The following is a 19,684-nucleotide window of genomic DNA, read 5'->3' as shown; positions in this document are numbered from 1 at the left end:
GGCGGTGGTCGCCCTGGGCAGCGCCGTGTCCGCGCTCCCGGGGACGGCTGATGCCGCCGTCTCCCGCATCGTCGGTGTCATCGCAACCACAGCCGCGCTCGTGGCCGTCCGCTGGGCGTCGCGTCGGCCGGGTGGTGGACCGTCTCCGACGGGGCGGGCGGGTCCGGCCCCGTTGACTCCCGATGGCGCACCCGGCCTCGACATCGACCGTGCCCAGCATGCTCAGGACCTCGGTCGGTTGCCCGTGCTCCTCGGTCACCGGCCGGAGCGAAGCGGGGCAGCGTCCCGGATCGGTGCGATGCGGGACCACGTCGACGGCGTGCCTGACGAGGTCATCGGCTGGTCCGCCGTCGTCGCCGACGTGGCCGGCGGCCTCGCGGTCGTCGGCCGGGGCGTCGCCGCACGCGCCGTGTTCCGTGCGGTCGTGACGGCGCTGGCCGACGGCGCCGGAGGCGAGCACGTCGAGATCCGGAGTGTGGGCGACGAGGTGGTGTCGGGCCTGCCGGCCGCCGGGCGGCCGCCCGCCGGCGCGCTCGGCTGGACGTCGGACGGGACCGCGGTGGCCGTCGTGCACCCCAGGCACGGTCCGCCCGGCGCGCTCGGCTGGGTCGTCCTCGCCCCGACGCGCGCCGACGTGCCGCCCGCCGTCCGGACCCGGCTGCTCGTGGACGCCGGAGGTTGCCGTCTGCTGCCCGGCGGGTCCGTCGAGCCGATCGACCTCGTGGCGGACGGTGCCGATGGCATCGTGCCGGTGTTGCCGCCGGTCCCAGGCCGACCGCCGGTCGAGCTCCGTCCGTCGCCCGCGACCTCAGGCCACGAGGCCGCGCCCGGGCCGCACGCCCCCGACGCGCTGCCCACCACCGAGGACCGACGGGACGGACGCCGCGATGACGGCACGCGCGTCGTCGGGGTCGACCATGCCGGAACGGGCGAGCAGCGTCAGCGCCGCGAGCGTGCCGGCGCGCTGTGATCCGTCGAGCACCTTCACGGCGACCGCACCGGAGCCGGGTACCCCCATGACCATGACGCCCTCGGCACCGAGCTTCGCCAACACCCCGAGACGCTCGATGGTGAGGGTGTTGGCGCGACCCGGCCCGTCGATCGCCCACGGCTCCGCGAGCACGGCCGTCGTCAACGCCCGACCGTCCGCGTCCGTCGGGCCGACGACGGTCGCGATGCCGCGGGCCAGGCCGTGCAGGGTCAACGGGACGACAGGCGCACCGCAGCCGTCCACGCCGACGACGTCGACCGACTCACAGGTCAGGTCCTCCACCGTGTCGACCACCACGCGCTGCAGCGGGTGGTCCACGGCGAGGTAGGTCGACCGGTCCCATCCGTTCAGTGCGCAGGAGGCCAGCATCGCCGCGTGCTTGCCGGAGCAGTTCATCGCCAGACGACGGGGTGCGGTCATCCGTCGTGCGGTCGCGCCGTCGAAGGGGAAGTCCGGGGGGCATCCCAACGTGTCCTCGTCGTGACCCCATGCGGCGAGCATCGCCGCGGCGACCTCCTGGTGCGCGGGCGTACCGGCGTGGCTCGCGGTGCTGAGCACGAGCTGCGCTCCCTCGAACCGCGCTCCCGTCCGACGGACCGCGATCGCCTGGAACGGCTTCAGCGTGCTCCGCGTCCAGACGCTCGCGGCTGCGTCGCCCACCACGTCCACCATCCGCCCGTCCGCGTCGACGACCACGCCGGCGCCGACGTGCCGGCTCTCGTCGAAGCCCGAGCGGGACACGACGGCCAGCTCGACCGACCCGTCCGCGGTGAGGGGGTGGCGGTCGGAGCGGACGTCGGCGGTTCCCGGCATGATGGGGAGTGTAACCGCGGTGTCACACCCCCTCGGCAGGAGGCTCCATGCTCGACCACGACCACACCGTCGAGGTCCGGTGGACCGGCGACCGGGGGACCGGCACGTCCGACCACCGTGCCTACGGCCGCGACCACGTGGTGTCCGCGGCGGGCAAACCGGACCTCCCCGGCTCGGCGGCGCAGCCCTTCCGCGGCGACGCGGACCGCTGGAACCCCGAGGACCTCCTCGTGGCGGCGCTCGCCCAGTGCCACATGCTGAGCTATCTCCACGTCGCCGCGCTCGCCGGGATCACCGTCGTCGAGTACGAGGACCGCGCCACCGGGCACCTCGACGTCCACCCCGACGGCTCCGGCGAGCTCACCGACGCGCTGCTCCGACCCGTGGTCACCATCCTCGAGCCGGACCGCGTGGCCGACGCGACCGCCGCGCACGCCCGGGCCTCGTCCCTGTGCTTCATCGCCCGGTCCGTTTCGTTCCCGGTCCGGCACGAGCCCGTGATCCGCGTGCGCTGACGAGCACACGGGAACGGTGCGGCAGACTGGTCCGGTCGAAGCGGCCGTCGTCCGCCCGAACGCACCTCAACCCCAACCGAAGGTCCTCGTGAAGCGTCTCCGTCTCGTCCCGTTCCTGATCGTCCCGGCGGTCGTCCTCGGCCTCGCCGCGTGTTCCTCGTCCGGGTCGGGTGGTGGTGCCTCCAGCTCGGCCAGCGCGAGCTCGTCGTCGGCGGCCTGCCCGTCGCCCGGCTCCGCGTCGCGCAGCATCCGGGTCTCGGGGGACTTCGGCGGGACGACCGCGCCGAAGGTCACGTTCGCCAAGGGTCTGTCGGCGAGCCCCACGCAGGCGTCGCGCGTCGTCAAGGGTGGCGGCAAGGCGCTCGCCGACGGCGACTTCATCAAGGTCTCGTACTCCGTGTACCAGGCGAAGACGGCGAAGAAGCTCGGCTCCGTCGGGTTCGATCAGGGTGACCCACAGGTGCTCTCGGTCGGTGGCACCGGGTTCGGTCAGGTCCTCGGCTGCGCGAACGTGGGGTCGCGCCTGGCCATGGTCGGTTCGAGCAAGGCGCTCGGGTTCGGCACCACCGGCCAGATCGTCGTGGTGGCGGACGTCATCGGCACGACCGCCAAGAAGTCGACCGGGCACCCGCAGACGCAGGACCCCTCCCTCCCCACCGTCAAGGACGCCTCGAGCGGCGAGCCGACCATCACGATCCCGAAGACGGCTGCGCCCGCCAAGACGACGACCGAGGTGATCAAGCTCGGCTCGGGTGACACGGTCGCCAAGGGTGACACCGTGCTCGTGCAGTACAAGGGCGAGGTCTACGCGACCGGCAAGGTCTTCGACTCCACCTGGAAGCGCGGACAGCCGGCGAGCTTCACCGTGCAGGACGGCCAGCTCATCGCGGGGTTCGTGACCGGCCTCGTCGGCCAGAAGGTCGGCTCCCAGGTGATGATCGCCATCCCGGCCGCGGACGCGTACGGTGCGAACCCGCCCGAGGGATCGAACATCCCGAAGAACGCGCCCCTCGTGTTCGTCGTCGACATCCTCGCCAAGGGCTGAGCGTGACGAGCGCCGGATCGAGCGCGCACCCGGACGGCAAGCGTCGGGTCATCGTCCTCGGGAGCACGGGGTCGATCGGCACCCAGGCCCTCGACGTGGTCGCACGCAACCCGGATCGGTTCGAGGTCGTCGGCCTCGTGGCCGGCACCAACCGCGGACTGGCGTCCGAGCAGGCCGAGCGGTTCGGCGTGACCGAGGTCGCGTTCGGCGCGGCCGACGCCCAACGGCTGGTTCGTGCCGTCGAGGCGGACGTCGTGCTCAACGGCATCACCGGGTCGGTCGGGCTCGGCCCGACGCTCGCGGTCCTCGAGACGGGTGCCTTGCTCGCGCTGGCGAACAAGGAGAGCCTCATCGTCGGGGGTCCGCTCGTGCAGGCGGCGGCGGCACCCGGTCAGATCGTGCCGGTCGACAGCGAGCACTCCGCGATCGCGCAGGCACTCCGCGCGGGGTCCGCCACCGAGGTCCGCCGGCTCGTGCTGACGGCTTCGGGAGGCCCGTTCCGCGGACGCTCACGGGCGGAGCTCGCCGACGTGACCCCGGCCGCGGCACTCGCGCACCCGACGTGGGACATGGGTCTCGTCGTCACGACGAACTCGGCGACGCTCGTCAACAAGGGCCTCGAGGTGATCGAGGCGCACCTGCTGTTCGGGGTCCCGTACGACCGCATCGACGTGACGGTCCACGCGCAGTCGATCGTGCACTCGATGGTCGAGTTCGTCGACGGCTCGACGATCGCGCAGGCCTCCCCGCCCGACATGCGGTTGCCGATCGCGCTCGGTCTGGGGTGGCCCGACCGTGTCGCGGGCGTCGGCGTGCCACTCGACTGGACACGGTCGTCCGCCTGGACCTTCGAGCCGCTCGACCAGGACGCCTTCGGCGCCGTCCGGCTGGCGAAGCAGGTGGGGGAGCGCGGCGGGACCTATCCGGCGGTGTTCAACGCCGCGAACGAACAGGCGGTCGCGGCGTTCCACGCGGGCACGATCGGGTTCCTCGACATCGTCGACACCGTGGAGCGGGTCGTCGACGCACACGACGCGGGGGAGTCCTCGCTCGAAGGCGTGCTCGCGGCCGAGCGGTGGGCGCGCGCCGAGGCGGATCGTCTGCTGCGTCGCTGACGCGCGCACCGCGCCTCCCGGCAGGACGCCCGTCTCCCGACCCGTCGTCGATGCCCGACACGGCACGGTGACTCCGCGATGAGCAGTCGCCGCTCAGCGGTCCCTCGGCTGCTGCTTGGCGAGGGTCCCGTACGCTACCCCGGTGACCCCCGGATCCGTGCTCCTGTTCGTCCTCGGCGTCGTCGTGTTCGTCGTCGGCCTGCTGGTCTCGATCGGCCTCCACGAGCTCGGACACCTGTTCTTCGCCAAGCTCTTCGGCGTGAAGGTGACGCAGTACATGCTCGGGTTCGGGCGGACGCTGTGGTCGTTCCGCCGCGGCGACACGGAGTACGGGGTCAAGCCGATCCTCCTGGGCGGCTACATCTCGATGGTCGGGATGCTCGCCCCGCGGGCGTCCGGCAGACCCGCACCGATCACGAACACCGGGTTCTACAGCGCGATGGTGCAGGACGCCCGAGACGCCAGCGCGGAGCAGATCGCCGAACAGGGGGACGAGCGGGCGTTCTACCGACTGACACCGTGGAAGCGGATCATCGTCATGATCGCGGGCCCGGCCATGAACCTCGTGATCGGCATCGTGCTGTTCGCGGTCCTGCTGTGCGGCTTCGGCGCGCCGACGACGAGCATCGCGGGCACGACCGTGTGCGTGCTGCCGACGTCGCAGTCGACCCGGTGCACGAGTGACGATCCGGTGTCCCCGGCGAAGCGGGCAGGACTGCGTGCCGGCGACGCGGTGCTCGCGGTCGACGGCCGGTCGGATGTCTCGACGACCGAGCTGACGACGATCCTGCAGCGGTCGGCCGGCTCGCCCGTGCGACTCACGGTCCTCCGCGACGGGCAGCGGCGCACGATCACCGTGACGCCCCGGCTGGCGACGCGCGACGTCTACCGCGCCGACGGCACGGTGGCGAAGGAGCAGGACGGCAGCACGAAGACGGAACGCGTCGGCGTCGTCGGCGTCTCGATCGGACAGACGCTCGTCCGGCAGTCGCCGGCGGCGGTCCTGCCCGCGGTCTGGGCACAGACCGAGGCGTCGGCGTCGCTCATCCTCGACCTGCCGCAGCGACTCGTCGCGGTGTGGAACGCCGCGTTCGGATCGCAACAGCGCGCGCAGGACAGCCCGGTGAGCGTCGTGGGCGTCGGCCGCGCCATCGGGACCGTGGCGTCGGCGAGCGGCGTCCCGGTCGTCGACAAGATCTACACGATCCTGTCGCTGCTCGGCGCGCTCAACATCGGTCTCTTCGTGCTCAACCTCGTGCCGCTGCTGCCGCTCGACGGCGGGCACGTCGCGGGCGCACTGTGGGAGGCCGTCAAGCGTCGAACGGCCAAGCTCCTCGGCCGCGGGGACCCGGGCCCGATCGACCTGGCCAAGACGATGCCGCTCACGTTCGCCGTCGTCGTCCTGCTCGGGGGCATGAGCCTGCTCCTCATCTACGCGGACATCGTGCGTCCGGTCCGAGTGTTCGGCTGAGGTCGACCGGGAGGCCCCGCCGTCGGCCCCGCCCGTCGCCCCGGCCCGGGAGGCACGCCGACAGCGGACTGTCGGCCGCCGGTCACCGGGCTGTCACCGGGAACGCGTAGGCTGCCGACCGTGCCAGCAGTCAATCTCGGTATGCCCAAGGCCCCCGTCACCCTCGCTCCGCGCCGCAAGTCGCGCCAGATCAAGGTGGGCAAGGTCCTCGTCGGCGGCGACGCACCCGTGAGTGTGCAGTCGATGACCACGACGCCGACCACGAACATCAACGCCACCCTGCAGCAGATCGCGGAACTCACCGCGTCCGGCTGCGACATCGTGCGCGTGGCGGTCCCGAGCCAGGACGACGCCGACGCGCTCCCGATCATCGCGAAGAAGTCCCAGATCCCGGTGATCGCGGACATCCACTTCCAGCCGAAGTACGTGTTCCAGGCGATCGACGCGGGCTGCGCGGCCGTCCGGGTCAACCCGGGCAACATCCGCAAGTTCGACGACCAGGTCGGTGCGATCGCCAAGGCAGCCAAAGACGCCGGCGTCTCGCTGCGCATCGGTGTGAACGCCGGGTCGCTCGAGCCCAGCATCCTGCAGAAGTACGGCAAGGCCACGCCGGAGGCCCTCGTCGAGTCGGCGGTGTGGGAGGCCTCGCTGTTCGAGGAGCACGACTTCCACGACTTCAAGATCTCCGTCAAGCACAACGATCCGGTCGTCATGGTCCAGGCCTACCGACTGCTCGCGCAGCGGGGGGACTGGCCGCTCCACCTCGGCGTCACCGAGGCCGGACCGGAGTTCCAGGGCACGATCAAGAGCGCGACCGCCTTCGGGATCCTCCTCGGTGAAGGCATCGGCGACACCATCCGCGTGTCGCTGTCCGCACCGCCCGCGCAAGAGGTCAAGGTCGGACTGCAGATCCTGCAGTCGCTCAACCTGCGCGAGCGCAAGCTCGAGATCGTCTCGTGCCCGAGTTGCGGCCGGGCGCAGGTCGACGTGTACACGCTGGCGAACGACGTCACCGAGGGCCTGCAGGGCATGACGGTCCCGCTCCGCGTCGCGGTCATGGGCTGCGTCGTCAACGGACCGGGTGAGGCGCGCGAGGCCGATCTCGGCGTGGCGTCGGGCAACGGGAAGGGCCAGATCTTCGTCAAGGGCGAGGTCATCAAGACCGTGCCCGAGGCCGAGATCGTCGAGACCCTGATCGCCGAGGCGAACCGCCTCGCGGCCGAGATGCCCGCCGGAGAGGTCGGCAGCCCCGAGGTCGTCACCGCGTAGATGCGTCGGACCGGACGGCGCGCGGGTGGTCCTGCTGCGGGCCGCTCGGGCGTCCTGCGCGGCCGGTAGGCTTTCCGCGTGGTCACACGGCTCTCGCACCTCTTCCTCCGCACGCTCCGCGACGATCCCTCGGACGCCGAGGTGAGGAGCCACAAGCTGCTCGTCCGCGCGGGCTACATCCGTCGGCAGGCGCCCGGCATCTTCGCCTGGCTGCCGCTCGGGCTGCGGGTCAAGGGCCGGATCGAGGCCATCGTGCGCCAGGAGATGACCGCCGCAGGCGCACAAGAGGTCCACTTCCCGGCACTGCTCCCGCGCGAGCCGTACGAGGCGACGAACCGCTGGACCGAGTACGGGGACGGGATCTTCCGCCTCCAGGACCGCAAGGGTGCGGACTACCTGCTGGCGCCCACGCACGAGGAGATGTTCGCGCTCATCGTCAAGGACCTGTACTCGTCGTACAAGGACCTGCCGGTCACGCTGTTCCAGATCCAGGACAAGTACCGCGACGAGGCCCGGCCTCGTGCCGGTCTGCTCCGCGGGCGCGAGTTCACGATGAAGGACGCCTACTCGTTCGACATCGACGACGCCGGGCTCGACGCCAGCTACCAGGTCATGCGCGACGCCTACGAGCGGATCTTCACGCGCCTCGGCCTGGAGTACGTGATCGTGCAGGCCGACGCCGGCGCGATGGGTGGGAGCCGGAGCGAGGAGTTCCTGCACCCGATCGCCGTCGGCGAGGACACGTTCGTGCGGAGTGCCGGCGGGTACGCGGCGAACATCGAGGCGTACACGACCCCGGTGCCCGAGGCGTCGCCCACGACCGGACTCCCGGCACCCGTCCTCCTGCCCGTGGCCGAGACGCCGACGATCGCGAGCCTCGTGGAGCACGCGAACGCGGTGGCGCGGCGCGACGGAAGCGGCTGGAGCGCATCGGACACGCTGAAGAACGTGGTGCTCGCGCTCACCCACCTCGACGGCACGCGCGAGATCGTCGTCGTCGGGCTCCCCGGCGACCGCGAGGTCGAGTTGAAGCGTGCGGAGGTCGCCTTCGCCCCGGCCGAGGTCGAGCCCGCGACGGACGCGGACTTCGCGAAGCACCGGTCGCTCGTCAAGGGCTACATCGGTCCGACGGCCGCGTCGTTCATCGAGGAGGCCGCTGCCGGGCACGGGACCGAGGGCTCGGTGCGGCAGTTCCTCGGTGCGGACAGCGAGACCGGACTCCGGTACTTCCTCGATCCGCGGGTCGTCGACGGCACCACGTGGATCACGGGCGCGAACACCGCCGGGCGTCACGTCTCGGGGCTCGTCGCCGGGCGCGACTTCGTGGCCGACGGCGTCGTCGAGGTCGCGGACGTGCGACTGGGGGACCCCGCTCCCGACGGCTCGGGTCCGCTCGAGACGGCGCGCGGCATGGAGATCGGGCACGTGTTCCAGCTCGGGCGCAAGTACGCCGAGGCGCTCGGTCTCAAGGTGCAGGACGAGCGGGGCAAGCTCGCCACGGTGACGATGGGCTCCTACGGGATCGGCATCACGCGCATCATGGCGATCCTCGCCGAGGCCCACAACGACGACCGTGGGCTCGTCTGGCCGAAGGACGTCGCGCCCTTCGACGTCCACGTCGTGGCCACCGGCAAGGACCAGGTGGCCTACGACGTCGCGTCGGGCATCATCGCCGAGCTCGAGCGCGCCGGGATGGACGTCCTGTACGACGACCGGCCGAAGGTGTCGCCGGGTGTCAAGTTCGGTGACGCCGAGCTCATCGGTGTCCCGGTGGTCGTCGTCGCGGGCCGGAACGCGGGCGACGGCGTGGTGGAGCTGTGGGACCGTGCGGCGGGGGAGCGTCGCGAGGTCCCGGTCGCCGAGGTGCTCGCCGCCGTGCGCGCGATCTGATCGCGCCGTCCACTCGATCCGGTCCGGATCGACGGGCCTGCGTCGTGCCTCCCGGTCGTCGGACAGGAAGTGCGGCGCCGGCGGTCGGTCGACGTGCGCTATCCTGGACGCCGCCTTCCGCGCGGTGTCCGAGCGCGGGGTTCCCATCATCTGAATACTGGAGGCCCTCGATGCAGATCGATCTCGCGGTGCTGCGGCTCATGGAACGGGAGCGGGAGATCCCGTTCGACGAACTCGTCACCATCATCGAGCAGGCCATCCTCACCGCGTACCAGAAGCACGCAGCCGAGAACGGTGAGCCGGCCGACCCGCAGGCGCGGGTGGAGCTCGACCGCAAGTCGGGCCAGGTGCGTGTCTACGTCCCCGAGCGTGACGACGACGGCACCGTCGTCGGTGAGTCCGTCGACGAGACGAACGACTTCGGTCGCATCGCGGCGTTCGCGGCCAAGCAGGTCATCAACCAGCGGCTCCGGGACATCGGCGACGACAAGGTCCTCGGCGAGTTCCGTGGCAAAGAGGGTGACATCGTCGCCGGCGTCGTGCAGCAGGGGCCGAACCCACGCATGGTGCACGTCGACCTCGGCACGATCGAGGCCATCCTCCCGCCCGAGGAGCAGGTCCCTGGCGAGACCTACCCGCACGGTCAGCGGCTCCGCGTGTACGTGACGAGTGTCGGCAAGGGACACAAGGGCCCCCAGATCACCGTGTCCCGGACGCATCCGGGTCTCGTCCGCAAGCTCTTCGCGCTCGAGGTCCCCGAGATCGCGTCGGGCGTGGTCGAGATCGTGTCCATGGCGCGCGAGGCAGGTCACCGCACGAAGATCGCGGTCAAGGCGAACGAGCCCGGCGTCAACGCCAAGGGTGCCTGCATCGGGGAGCTCGGCCAGCGCGTCCGTGCGGTCACGAACGAGCTCGGGGCCGAGAAGATCGACATCGTCGATTACTCGCCGGACCTCGCGACCTTCGTGGGCAACGCCCTCTCCCCGGCGAAGGTCACGAGTTCGTTCGTGATCGACAAGTCCACCAAGGCGGTCCGCGCCCTCGTCCCGGATTACCAGCTCTCGCTCGCCATCGGGAAAGAGGGGCAGAACGCCCGCCTCGCGGCGAAGCTGACCGGTGCCCGGATCGACATCCAGCCGGACTCCATCCTCGAGGGCGACTGAGCGCCGGATGCGGAGCGCGCGCGGTCGTTCGCTGACCGCACCGCCTCGTTGGCGCGCCGGGATCGCGTCCGTCCGAGGCAGGGAGTAGAGTGGAACCCGTCAGAACGTGCATCGGCAGTCGTCGCCGTGCACCCCGATCCTCCCTCCTCCGAGTCGTCGCCCGTGGCGACCGCGTCGTGGTGGATCCGAAGGCAGTCATGCCAGGCCGGGGCGCGTGGATCACCCCGACGGTCGATGCGTACGAGCTGGCCGTCTCGCGTCGGGCCTTCCGACGCGCGCTGCGGCTGGATCGTGAACCGGACACGTCGGCGGTCCGCGAGTACCTGGAACGACTCCGGTCGGGCCAGGACCCGGCACGGGACCTCGACACGACAGGACAGGCTGAACGGCTTATGGACAACTGATGAGCGGCTCGAAATGAGACCCATCACTCAGTGAGTCCCACCCTTCTCGGGTGGGACCCGAGAAGGAGAACAGTGGCAAAACCACGCGTACACGAGATCGCCAGCGAGCTCGGTGTCGACAGCAAGACCGCGCTCGAGAAGCTCAAGGAGCTCGGCGAGTTCGTCAAGGGCCCGAGCTCGAGCATCGAGCCGCCCGTCGCCCGCAAGCTCCGCGCGGCGCTCGAGGCATCCGGCGCGACGTCGTCGTCGGCGACCAAGCCGGCGGCACCGAAGGCCGCGCCGCGCCCGCAGGCACCGCGCCCCGCTGCACCGGCACCCGCGCCCGCCGCGCCCGTCGCAGCGGAGCAGCCCTCGGTGAACGACGCGCCGCGTCCGGCCGCCCCCATGTCGGTGGCCGAGCGGCAGGCGCAGGCCGAGGCCGCTCAGAAGGCCCAGGCGCAGAAGAACCAGGCCGACAAGGTCGACGGTGCCGCATCGTCGACGGCGCCGAAGCCGGGCGCCGCACGCCCCGGCCCGAAGCCGGGCGGCGCGCGCCCGGGCAACAACCCCTACTCGTCGAGTCAGGGCATGGGCTCGCGCCCGCCCCGCCCCGGCAACAACCCGTTCTCGCAGAACCAGGGCATGCCGCGTCCGGGTGGCGGTACGGGTGGCATCCCGCGTCCGCAGCCGCCGCGTCCGGGTGCTCCCCGCCCCGGTGCTCCGCGTCCGGGTGGGCCTGGTCAGGGTGCGCGTCCGAACGGCTTCGGCCAGCGTCCGGGTGGGCCCGGCCGTGGCGGCCAGGGCGGTGGCTTCCAGCGTCCCGGTGGTGCCGGAGCCGGTGCCGGTGGCGGATTCCAGCGCCCCGGTTTCGGACCCGCGCGTCCGGCCGGCGGTGGCGGTCGTGGCCGTGGTCCGGGTGGTGGCACCGCTGGTGCGTTCGGTCGTGGTGGCGGCAAGAGCCGCGCTCGCAAGTCGAAGCGGACGAAGCGCGCCGAGTACGAGATGCGGCAGGCGCCGTCGATCGGCGGCGTGCAGGTCCCGCGCGGCGACGGCAACACGGTCGTCCGGCTGCGTCGTGGTGCGAGCATCTCGGACTTCGCGGACAAGATCGACGCGAGCCCCGGCAACCTCGTGACGGTGCTGTTCCACCTCGGTGAGATGGCGACCGCGACCGAGTCGCTGGACGAGGCGACCTTCGAGGTCCTCGGCGAGGAGCTCGGTTACAAGATCCAGATCGTCTCCCCGGAGGACGAGGACAAGGAGCTCCTGGAGGGCTTCGACATCGACCTCGACGCCGAGCTCGACGACGAGGACGACTCGGTCCTCGTCGCTCGTCCGCCGGTCGTCACGGTCATGGGTCACGTCGACCACGGCAAGACCCGCCTGCTCGACGCGATCCGGAACGCGAACGTCGTCGCGGGTGAGGCTGGCGGCATCACGCAGCACATCGGTGCGTACCAGGTCATCACCGAGCACGAGGGCATCGAGCGCCCGATCACGTTCATCGACACCCCGGGTCACGAGGCGTTCACCGCCATGCGTGCCCGTGGTGCCCAGGTGACGGACATCGCGATCCTCGTGGTCGCGGCCGACGACGGCATCATGCCGCAGACGGTCGAGGCCCTGAACCACGCCCAGGCGGCGAACGTGCCGATCGTGGTCGCGGTGAACAAGATCGACAAGGAAGGCGCGAACCCCGCCAAGGTCCGCCAGCAGCTCACCGAGTACGGGCTCGTGGCCGAGGAGTACGGCGGCGACGTCATGTTCGTCGACGTGTCCGCGCGGAACAACACGAACATCGACGCCCTGCTCGAGGCCGTGCTGCTCACGGCCGACGCGGGACTCGATCTCCGTGCCAACCCCGACAAGGACGCCCGCGGTGTCGCCATCGAGGCGCGTCTCGACAAGGGACGCGGTGCGGTCGCGACCGTGCTCATCCAGTCCGGGACGCTGCACGTCGGCGACGCGATCGTCGCGGGTACCGCCTACGGCCGCGTCCGCGCGATGATGGACGAGAACGGCAACGCGGTCGAGGCCGCGACGCCGAGTCGTCCCGTGCAGGTGCAGGGTCTGTCGAGCGTGCCGCGTGCCGGTGACACCTTCCTGGTGACGGAGGAGGACCGCACGGCCCGCCAGATCGCCGAGAAGCGCGAGGCCGTCGAGCGCAACGCCCAGCTGGCCAAGGCCCGCAAGCGCATCTCGCTCGAGGACTTCACCCGTGCACTCGAAGAGGGCAAGGTCGACGCGCTCAACCTCATCATCAAGGGTGACGTCTCCGGTGCCGTCGAGGCGCTCGAGGAGTCGCTGCTCAAGATCGAGGTCGACGAGAGCGTCCAGCTCCGGATCATCCACCGCGGTGTCGGTGCGGTCACGGAGTCGGACGTCAACCTCGCGACGGTCGACAACGCGATCATCATCGGGTTCAACGTCCGCCCCGACACGAAGGCACGGGAACGTGCCGCTCGCGAGGGTGTGGACATCCGCTTCTACTCGGTCATCTACTCGGCACTCGAGGACATCGAGCAGTCCCTGCGGGGCATGCTCAAGCCCGAGTTCGAAGAAGTCCAGTCGGGTGTGGCGGAGATCCGCGAGGTGTTCCGTTCGTCGAAGTTCGGCAACATCGCCGGTGTGGTGGTCCGGTCCGGCACGATCACGCGCAACGCCAAGGCGCGCGTCATCCGTGACGGCGTCGTGCTCGCCGACGGGCTCGCCATCGAGTCGCTGCGCCGGTTCAAGGACGACGTCACCGAGGTCCGGACGGACTTCGAGGCGGGCGTCGGTCTCGGCAAGTACAACGACATCCAGATCGGCGACGAGATCGAGACCATCGAGATGGTCGAGAAGCCGCGCGGCTGAGTCCGCTGGTCCGGCGGGGCCGCGCCGGGACGCACACCGCGTCCCGGCGGGGCCCCGCCCTCGTTCCCACACCACCAGGAGGACCCCATGGCCGACCCACAGCGCGCCCGCAAGATGGCGGACCGCATCCAGGAGATCGTCGCCAGGCGGCTGGACAAGGGCATCCGTGACCCGCGTCTCGGATTCGTCACGATCACGGACGTCCAGGTGACCGGCGACCTGCAGCACGCGTCCGTCTTCTACACCGTGTACGGCTCGGACGAGGAGCGGCAGGACACCGCAGCGGCGCTGAAGTCCGCGACCGGCATGCTCCGCAGCGAGGTCGGCAAGAACATCACGGCTCGGCTGACCCCGACCCTCGAGTTCATCGCCGACGCCGTGCCGGAGAACGCTGCGCACATCGACGCGTTGCTCGCCGAAGCGCGTGACCGCGACGCCGCGGCGCGGGCACAGGCGTCGGCCGCGTCCTACGCGGGCGACGCCGACCCGTACCGACACGACGACGACGAGGACGACGACGAGGACTCGGCCGACGTCGTCACCCGTCAGGCGGACCCGGGCAGCGAGTAGCCGACGGCGTCGGACCCGACGGCGAGCCCGTCCCGCACCAGCGATCGGAGCGCGCGGTCGCGCTGCTCGGCGTCGGGCCACACCATCGCGATCTCGTCCAGGGTCACCGGGACGTCGCTGGCCCGGAGTTCGGCCATGATCAGCCCGCGGACCTGTCGGTCGCTCCCGGCGAACCGCGACTGCCGGGGCGCCCGCGGGCCGTCGTGCGCGGGGTGCCCCTGCGCGCGCCAACGGCATCGATCGGAGATCGGGCACACGTCGCATGCGGGCCGCTTCGCGACGCACACGAGCGCGCCGAGCTCCATGACCGCCGCGTTCGTCGCAGCCGCGTCCTCGAGGTCGGGAGGCAGCACCGCAGCCATCAGCGGCAGGTCACGTCGAGCGTTCGCCGGCCCCGGCTCGGCCTGCCCGAGCAACGCCCGGGCGAGGACCCGGCGGACGTTGACGTCGACGACCGGGTGGCGCAGCCCGAAGGCGAACACCGCGATCGCCCGTGCCGTGTAGTCGCCGATGCCGGGGAGCGCGAGGAGGGCGTCGACGTCCGATGGGACGACGCCCCCGTGTCGGTCGACGATGGCGGTCGCCGCGGCGTGCAGCGCGAGCGCGCGTCGCGGGTAGCCCAGCCGGTCCCAGGCACGGACCGCCTCGGACGGCGGGTCGGCGGCGAGGGCGGCCGGCGTCGGCCAGCGCGCGAGCCACGCCTCGAGCCGTGGGACGACCCGTGCGACCTGTGTCTGCTGGAGCATGATCTCGCTCACCATCGTGCCCCAGGCGGGGAACCCGGGTCGTCGCCACGGGAGGTCGCGGCCGTGCTGGCGGAACCACGCGATGAGCGGGGTCGCGATGTCGGGGCCGGGTCGGGCCTCCCGGGCGACGACGTCTGGGGAGACGTCCGAGGGCTGCTCGGGGCGCGGAACGGGGACCACCAGGAGAGCCTACGGTGGAGCGATGGCACGATGGGCACCGCAGGAGACCGACACCATGCAGGCGATCGCGACGGAGGTCGCGCACAATGCGGGCGCCGCTCGGACGGTGATCGCCGTCGACGGCGGGCCGGACGTCGACCTGGAGCGCGTCGCAGCGGGCCTCGTCGCGGCACTCGAGCAGCAGGGGGTCAAGGCCATGCACGCCGCGGCGTCCTCGACGGATGCCGATGGCCTCCGAGCCGAGGTCGTCGATCCGTTCCGGACGATCGGCACCGACCCCGGGATCCTCGTCGTCACGGGCAAGCGTCTGCTGTCGCGCTCCGTGCGGTCCCTCTGGCGCTGGTCCCTGTGGGTCGAGCGCGACGATCGGTCCGAGCCGCGCGCCGACGACCCGTTCGCCACGTACGTCCGTCAGGACGACCCGAAGGGTGCTGCGTCGGCCGTCCTCGACGTGACGGACCCCGAGCACCCGCGGCGGAACTGGGCGGACGCGTGCTAGCCGGAGGCGACCTGTGCGACGCCGGCTGAGCGCCGGCGCTGCTACCCTTTCCCGGTGCTCGAACCGGCCCCCAACGGGATCCTCCTCGTCGACAAGCCGGGCGGCATCTCCAGCCACCGGTCGGTCTCGATCGCGCGCCGACGCTTCGGCATCCGCAAGATCGGGCACGCCGGGACCCTCGACCCGATGGCGACGGGTCTGCTCGTCCTCGGTGTCGGGCCGTCGACACGTCTGCTGACGCACCTGGTCGGCCTCGACAAGCGGTACACCGCGACGATCCGCCTCGGTGTCGCGACCGACTCCGACGACGCCGACGGTGCCGTGGTCGCGTCCCCCGGACTGCTCCCGGACGCGCTCGACGACGTCCGGCTCGAGGAGGCCGTGGGCGCGCAGCGGGGGACCATCGCGCAGGTGCCGAGCACGGTCAGCGCCATCAAGGTCGACGGCCGACGGGCGTACGCCCGGGTGCGCGCGGGCGAGACCGTCGAGCTGGAACCGCGACGTGTGACGGTGGCGCGCTTCGACGTCCTGGCCCGGCGTGACCTGGTCGTGGTCGTGGAGGGCGTGGAGACCCCGGTCGTCGACCTCGACGTCGACGTCGAGTGTTCCTCCGGCACCTACGTCCGCGCCCTCGCCCGTGACGTCGCGGTGGCCCTCGGGACCGGTGGCCACCTCACCGCACTGCGCAGGACCCGGATCGGAGCGTTCGCCGTCGCCGACGCCGTCGTGCTCGAGGACGACGACCTCGACGTCCGGGCCCGGCTGCGCCGTCCGGCGGACGTCGCCCGCGTCCTGTTCCGGGAGGTCGTGCTCGACTCCGCAGCGGCACGGGACCTCAGCGACGGCAAACGGGTGCCGACCGACCTGGCCGACACCGACGGTCCGGTCGCGGCCGTCGCCGCGGCGGACGACCGCCTCGTCGGACTCGTGTCCGTCCGACGTGGCGCGCTGCGGGTCATCACGAACTTCCCGACAGGAGCGGACGCATGATCGACTGGTTCACCTGGGTCCAGGTCGGCTTCGCGGCCCTCACCGGCCTGTTCTGCGTCGTGGTCGGCCTGATCGGTTGGAAGCCGAACGACCCGACCGTCGGCGCGCTCGTGCTCATCGAGCTCCTGCTCATCGCCCAGGGTGTCGTCGCGATCGTGCAACCCGTGGTGGGCAACCCGCCGAGGGGCAACGCGCTCGAGTTCGGGGTGTACGCGGTGTCGGTGCTGCTCGTCCCACCTGCGGCGATCGTCTGGGCCCTCATCGACCGCACCCGGTGGAGCACCGTGGTGCTCGGAGCGGGAGCCTTCACCGTCGCGGTCATGGTCTACCGGATGTCCCAGATCTGGTTCGCCCAGGCGTGACCGGCCGGCGCCAGACCGAGCCGCGCCTCCCGGCCGCTAGAATCGGGGCGATGCCGACCAAGTCCTCTCGCGCGACCGGCATCGGTCGCGTCCTCATCGCCGTCTACGGCATCCTCGCCCTCGCGGCGACCGGACGCAGCGTCGTGCAGATCATCGAGAAGTTCCACCACGCGCCGTTCGCCTACACGTTGAGTGCCCTGTCCGCCGTGGTCTACATCGTCGCGATGGTCGCGCTCATCGCCCCGGGCCGCACCTGGTACCGCGTCGCTTGGGTGACGATCGGGTTCGAGATGGTCGGAGTCGTCGTCATCGGGTTCCTGTCGCTGTTCGACCACGCCCTGTTCCCCGACGACACCGTGTGGTCGGGCTTCGGAGCCGGGTACTACTGGGTGCCCCTCGTCCTGCCGGTCGCCGGGCTGTGGTGGTTGCGGACCCACCACCGCGCCGCTGTGCAGGCCATCGCGACGGACCCGTCGTCGTCGCGCGTCGCGCCCGAGCCGGACGCGGAACGGGCCGCGGCCGGTCGTGCCGACGCCGCGACCTCGGGGGAGTGACGATGCAGTACTTCGCCGACCTCGCCGAGGTCCCGGCGGGCTTCGGTCCGAGCGCGGTCACGATCGGCAAGTTCGACGGCGTCCACGTCGGGCACCGCGCCGTCATCGCGCAGCTCGAGGACGCCGCGCGTGAACACGACCTCGTGTCCACCGTCGTGACCTTCGACCGTCACCCGCTGTCGGTGCTCGATCCCGGGCACGTGCCACCGGCGCTCACGAGCATCCGGCAGCGGCGCGAGCTGCTCGAGGCGGCCGGGGTGGACGCGACCCTCTTGCTGCCGTTCGACCAGTCCCTGCAGTCGCTGCCCGCCGCCGAGTTCGTCGCGCGCGTCCTCGTGGGTGCCCTCCACGCACGGGTCGTGCTCGTCGGGAGCGACTTCCGGTTCGGCGCCCGCGGTGCCGGCGACGTCGACCTGCTCCGGCGCCTCGGCGAGCAGCACGGGTTCTCCGTCCGGTTGATCGATGACGTGGACCTCGTCGACGACGGCCGGCCCGCGGGGGAACGGCGCGTCTCGTCGACCTGGATCCGCGAGCTGCTGTCCGTCGGTCGCGTCGCGGAGGCCGCGCGGCTGCTCGGCCGCGACCACGCCGTGCGGAGCACGGTGGTGCACGGCAACGAGCGCGGGCGCGAGATGGGCTACCCGACCGCCAACCTCGATCCCGACTGCGAGGGGTTCGTGCCCGCGGACGGCGTGTACGCCGCGCGGGTGCTGCATCGGGGCCGGACCTACCCGGCCGCGGTCTCCGTCGGGAACAACCCGACGTTCGAGGGCGTCCCCGAGAAGCAGATCGAAGCGCACCTGCTCGACGTCGACATCGACCTGTACGACGACGTCATCACGGTGATGTTCGTCGCCTACGTGCGCGGCATGGTCGCGTTCGACGGCATGGACGCGCTCGCGGCGCAGATGCGGCAGGACGACCGCGAGATCCGGCTGATCCTGGGCGTCGACTAGCTGCTGGGTCGACCAGCGGCCGGCGGCGCGACCCGGGCATGTCCGACGAGCGGGTCGCCGACGACGTCACGATCCCAGTGCGTCCAGCCAGATCCTCCTGGCGTCCAGGGCCTCCTGCGCGGCCTTGATCCGAGCGGTGTCGCCCGAGGCCTCGGCGTCGTTCAGCTCGGCCTGGAGCTTGCCGATGGCGTCCTCGAGCTGGCTCGCGAGCCCGGCGGACCGGGCCTTGCGCTCGGGGTCCGACTCGCGCCAGTGCTCGTCCTCGAGCCCGCGGACGTGCGACTCGATCGCACGCATGCGGTCCTCGACACTGCGGACGCGGTCGCGCGGCACGCGACCGATCTCGTCCCACCGGCGCTGGATGTCGGTCAGGCGTCGGCGTGCCGCGACCCGGTCGGTCTCCTGCAGCAGGGGCTCGGCCTCGGTCAGCAGCGCGAGCTTCGCGTCGAGGTTCGCCGTGTACTCCTCGGACTCGCGGGCGACCTCGTCGTGCTTCTGCGCGAAGAGGACGTCACCCGCGGCCTTGAACCGGCTCCACAGTGCGTCGTCGTACCGCTTGCCCGCGCGGCCGGCGTGCTTCCAGTCCTCGAGCAGTTGGCGGTACGCGGGGATGCCGTCCGAGCCGCGGGTCGCGAGCGCCTCGGCCTGGTCGACGAGCTCCTGCTTGCGGGACCGTGCCTCGCGGTGCTGCGCGTCGAGGTCGGCGTAGAAGGCACGGCGGTGCTGGTCGACGGTGGAACGGGCGGTGCGGAACCGCTTCCACAGCTCGTTGCCCTCGTTCTTCGGGATCCGTGGACCATCGTGCTGGTGCCGCTGCCACCGGGCGAAGACGTCGTCGAGCTGCGTGGTGATCTGCTTCCACTGCGCCCGTGCCGGATCCACCGCCGCCAGTGCCTCGGCTTCCTCGACGAGGCCCCGTCGGTACGCCAGCGCGTCGGTCAGGGCCTGCTCGGCCTGTTCGGCCTGCTCGCGACCGAGGGAGCCGACCTGCTCGCCGAGGACGTCCACGCGCCGCTCGAGGGCCTGGATGTCGCCGACCACCCGAGCGTCGGCGAGCGCCGTGCGGAGGTGCTCGACCGTCCGGCCGATGTCCGACGCCGAAGCGCCGCGCTGCGCGCGCTGCTCGGCGATCCGCACCTGACCCTCGAGGTCGGCGTACTTCCGGGCGTAGTAGGCGAGGGCTTCCTCCGGGGCGGCGTCGGGGTACTCACCGACCGCACGCTCGCCGTCGCCGTACCGGACGTACACCGTCCCGGTCTCGTCGACTCGCCCCCAGCTCGTTGCTTCGTCAGGTCCCACAGGTCTCGCCTCGATCG

The 19,684-nt window shown here is 71.6% G+C and carries 18 protein-coding genes; 15 read left to right on the top strand and 3 right to left on the bottom strand.

The window, feature by feature from the left end:
* Nucleotides 1–808: 808 nt before the first annotated feature.
* Nucleotides 809–1,804, bottom strand: a complete 996-nt coding sequence (locus DEI86_RS03580) for an asparaginase (RefSeq protein WP_111048832.1) — start codon at nt 1,802–1,804, stop codon at nt 809–811.
* Nucleotides 1,805–1,851: 47 nt separating this feature from the next.
* Between DEI86_RS03580 and DEI86_RS03575 the strand changes: the two genes are divergently transcribed.
* The 10 genes from DEI86_RS03575 to rbfA all read left to right on the top strand — a co-directional run bounded on the left by DEI86_RS03575 (nt 1,852) and on the right by rbfA (nt 14,081).
* Nucleotides 1,852–2,319, top strand: coding sequence for an OsmC family protein (locus DEI86_RS03575; protein WP_111009180.1), 468 nt, complete (start codon nt 1,852–1,854; stop codon nt 2,317–2,319).
* Nucleotides 2,320–2,407: 88 nt separating this feature from the next.
* A complete protein-coding gene (locus tag DEI86_RS03570; RefSeq protein ID WP_146242826.1) occupies nt 2,408–3,364 on the top strand; it encodes an FKBP-type peptidyl-prolyl cis-trans isomerase in 957 nt (318 codons plus the stop codon).
* A 2-nt stretch (nt 3,365–3,366) separates the two neighbouring features.
* Nucleotides 3,367–4,479 carry a 1-deoxy-D-xylulose-5-phosphate reductoisomerase gene (locus DEI86_RS03565; RefSeq protein WP_111048831.1) on the top strand — a complete coding sequence of 371 codons (1,113 nt, stop codon included), beginning with the start codon at nt 3,367–3,369 and terminating at the stop codon, nt 4,477–4,479.
* Between the two features lie 142 nt (nt 4,480–4,621).
* Nucleotides 4,622–5,950, top strand: a complete 1,329-nt coding sequence (locus DEI86_RS03560) for an RIP metalloprotease (RefSeq protein WP_258376455.1) — start codon at nt 4,622–4,624, stop codon at nt 5,948–5,950.
* A gap of 120 nt (nt 5,951–6,070) precedes the next feature.
* Complete coding sequence (gene ispG, locus DEI86_RS03555) at nt 6,071–7,219, top strand: flavodoxin-dependent (E)-4-hydroxy-3-methylbut-2-enyl-diphosphate synthase (RefSeq protein WP_181434785.1); 1,149 nt, start codon at nt 6,071–6,073, stop codon at nt 7,217–7,219.
* Nucleotides 7,220–7,297: 78 nt separating this feature from the next.
* Nucleotides 7,298–9,109, top strand: coding sequence for a proline--tRNA ligase (locus DEI86_RS03550; RefSeq protein WP_111048829.1), 1,812 nt, complete (start codon nt 7,298–7,300; stop codon nt 9,107–9,109).
* A 170-nt stretch (nt 9,110–9,279) separates the two neighbouring features.
* On the top strand, nt 9,280–10,272 hold the full coding sequence (nusA, locus tag DEI86_RS03545; RefSeq protein WP_111013240.1) for a transcription termination factor NusA: 993 nt from the start codon (nt 9,280–9,282) through the stop codon (nt 10,270–10,272).
* An 89-nt stretch (nt 10,273–10,361) separates the two neighbouring features.
* On the top strand, nt 10,362–10,676 hold the full coding sequence (locus tag DEI86_RS03540) for a YlxR family protein (RefSeq protein WP_111048828.1): 315 nt from the start codon (nt 10,362–10,364) through the stop codon (nt 10,674–10,676).
* A gap of 72 nt (nt 10,677–10,748) precedes the next feature.
* The gene (gene infB / locus DEI86_RS03535; RefSeq protein WP_111013242.1) at nt 10,749–13,511 is read left to right on the top strand and encodes a translation initiation factor IF-2; all 2,763 of its coding nucleotides are present in this window, start codon (nt 10,749–10,751) and stop codon (nt 13,509–13,511) included.
* An 87-nt stretch (nt 13,512–13,598) separates the two neighbouring features.
* Nucleotides 13,599–14,081: a 30S ribosome-binding factor RbfA gene (gene rbfA / locus DEI86_RS03530; RefSeq protein WP_111035914.1), complete on the top strand. Its 483-nt coding sequence runs from the start codon at nt 13,599–13,601 to the stop codon at nt 14,079–14,081.
* On the opposite strand, the gene DEI86_RS03525 is transcribed toward rbfA, so the two are convergent.
* A complete protein-coding gene (locus DEI86_RS03525; protein WP_111048899.1) occupies nt 14,057–14,926 on the bottom strand; it encodes an A/G-specific adenine glycosylase in 870 nt (289 codons plus the stop codon). The genes rbfA and DEI86_RS03525 overlap by 25 nt on opposite strands.
* A 103-nt stretch (nt 14,927–15,029) precedes the next feature.
* Here DEI86_RS03525 and DEI86_RS03520 point away from each other — a divergent pair, with 103 nt between their 5' ends.
* From DEI86_RS03520 to DEI86_RS03500, 5 genes are read left to right on the top strand one after another with little or no spacing between them, the layout of a single operon-like run.
* Nucleotides 15,030–15,506, top strand: a complete 477-nt coding sequence (locus DEI86_RS03520) for a hypothetical protein (protein WP_111013244.1) — start codon at nt 15,030–15,032, stop codon at nt 15,504–15,506.
* Nucleotides 15,507–15,560: 54 nt separating this feature from the next.
* Nucleotides 15,561–16,496, top strand: coding sequence for a tRNA pseudouridine(55) synthase TruB (gene truB / locus DEI86_RS03515; RefSeq protein WP_111048827.1), 936 nt, complete (start codon nt 15,561–15,563; stop codon nt 16,494–16,496).
* Nucleotides 16,493–16,858 carry a hypothetical protein gene (locus tag DEI86_RS03510; protein ID WP_111035912.1) on the top strand — a complete coding sequence of 122 codons (366 nt, stop codon included), beginning with the start codon at nt 16,493–16,495 and terminating at the stop codon, nt 16,856–16,858. Before truB ends, DEI86_RS03510 begins: the two co-directional genes overlap by 4 nt.
* Nucleotides 16,859–16,908: 50 nt before the next feature.
* Nucleotides 16,909–17,412, top strand: coding sequence for a hypothetical protein (locus tag DEI86_RS03505; RefSeq protein ID WP_111035911.1), 504 nt, complete (start codon nt 16,909–16,911; stop codon nt 17,410–17,412).
* A 2-nt stretch (nt 17,413–17,414) separates the two neighbouring features.
* On the top strand, nt 17,415–18,368 hold the full coding sequence (locus tag DEI86_RS03500; RefSeq protein WP_111035965.1) for a bifunctional riboflavin kinase/FAD synthetase: 954 nt from the start codon (nt 17,415–17,417) through the stop codon (nt 18,366–18,368).
* Between the two features lie 66 nt (nt 18,369–18,434).
* On the opposite strand, the gene DEI86_RS03495 is transcribed toward DEI86_RS03500, so the two are convergent.
* The gene (locus DEI86_RS03495) at nt 18,435–19,667 is read right to left on the bottom strand and encodes a DUF349 domain-containing protein (RefSeq protein WP_181439687.1); all 1,233 of its coding nucleotides are present in this window, start codon (nt 19,665–19,667) and stop codon (nt 18,435–18,437) included.
* Nucleotides 19,668–19,684: the final 17 nt, after the last annotated feature.

The sequence above is a fragment of the Curtobacterium sp. MCBD17_028 genome, assembly GCF_003234875.1.
Lineage (GTDB): Bacteria > Actinomycetota > Actinomycetes > Actinomycetales > Microbacteriaceae > Curtobacterium.
This window is presented reverse-complemented; position numbering and strand designations above follow the sequence as displayed.

Excerpts from the sequence above, each read along its gene's own strand:
- nusA (WP_111013240.1), top strand. The coding sequence starts at position 9,280 with ATGCAGATCGATCTCGCGGTGCTGCGGCTCATGGAACGGGAGCGGGAG.
- DEI86_RS03575 (WP_111009180.1), top strand. The coding sequence starts at position 1,852 with ATGCTCGACCACGACCACACCGTCGAGGTCCGGTGGACCGGCGACCGG.
- DEI86_RS03520 (WP_111013244.1), top strand. The coding sequence starts at position 15,030 with ATGGCACGATGGGCACCGCAGGAGACCGACACCATGCAGGCGATCGCG.
- DEI86_RS03510 (WP_111035912.1), top strand. The coding sequence starts at position 16,493 with ATGATCGACTGGTTCACCTGGGTCCAGGTCGGCTTCGCGGCCCTCACC.
- DEI86_RS03580 (WP_111048832.1), bottom strand. The coding sequence starts at position 1,804 with ATGCCGGGAACCGCCGACGTCCGCTCCGACCGCCACCCCCTCACCGCG.
- DEI86_RS03500 (WP_111035965.1), top strand. The coding sequence starts at position 17,415 with ATGCAGTACTTCGCCGACCTCGCCGAGGTCCCGGCGGGCTTCGGTCCG.
- DEI86_RS03505 (WP_111035911.1), top strand. The coding sequence starts at position 16,909 with ATGCCGACCAAGTCCTCTCGCGCGACCGGCATCGGTCGCGTCCTCATC.
- rbfA (WP_111035914.1), top strand. The coding sequence starts at position 13,599 with ATGGCCGACCCACAGCGCGCCCGCAAGATGGCGGACCGCATCCAGGAG.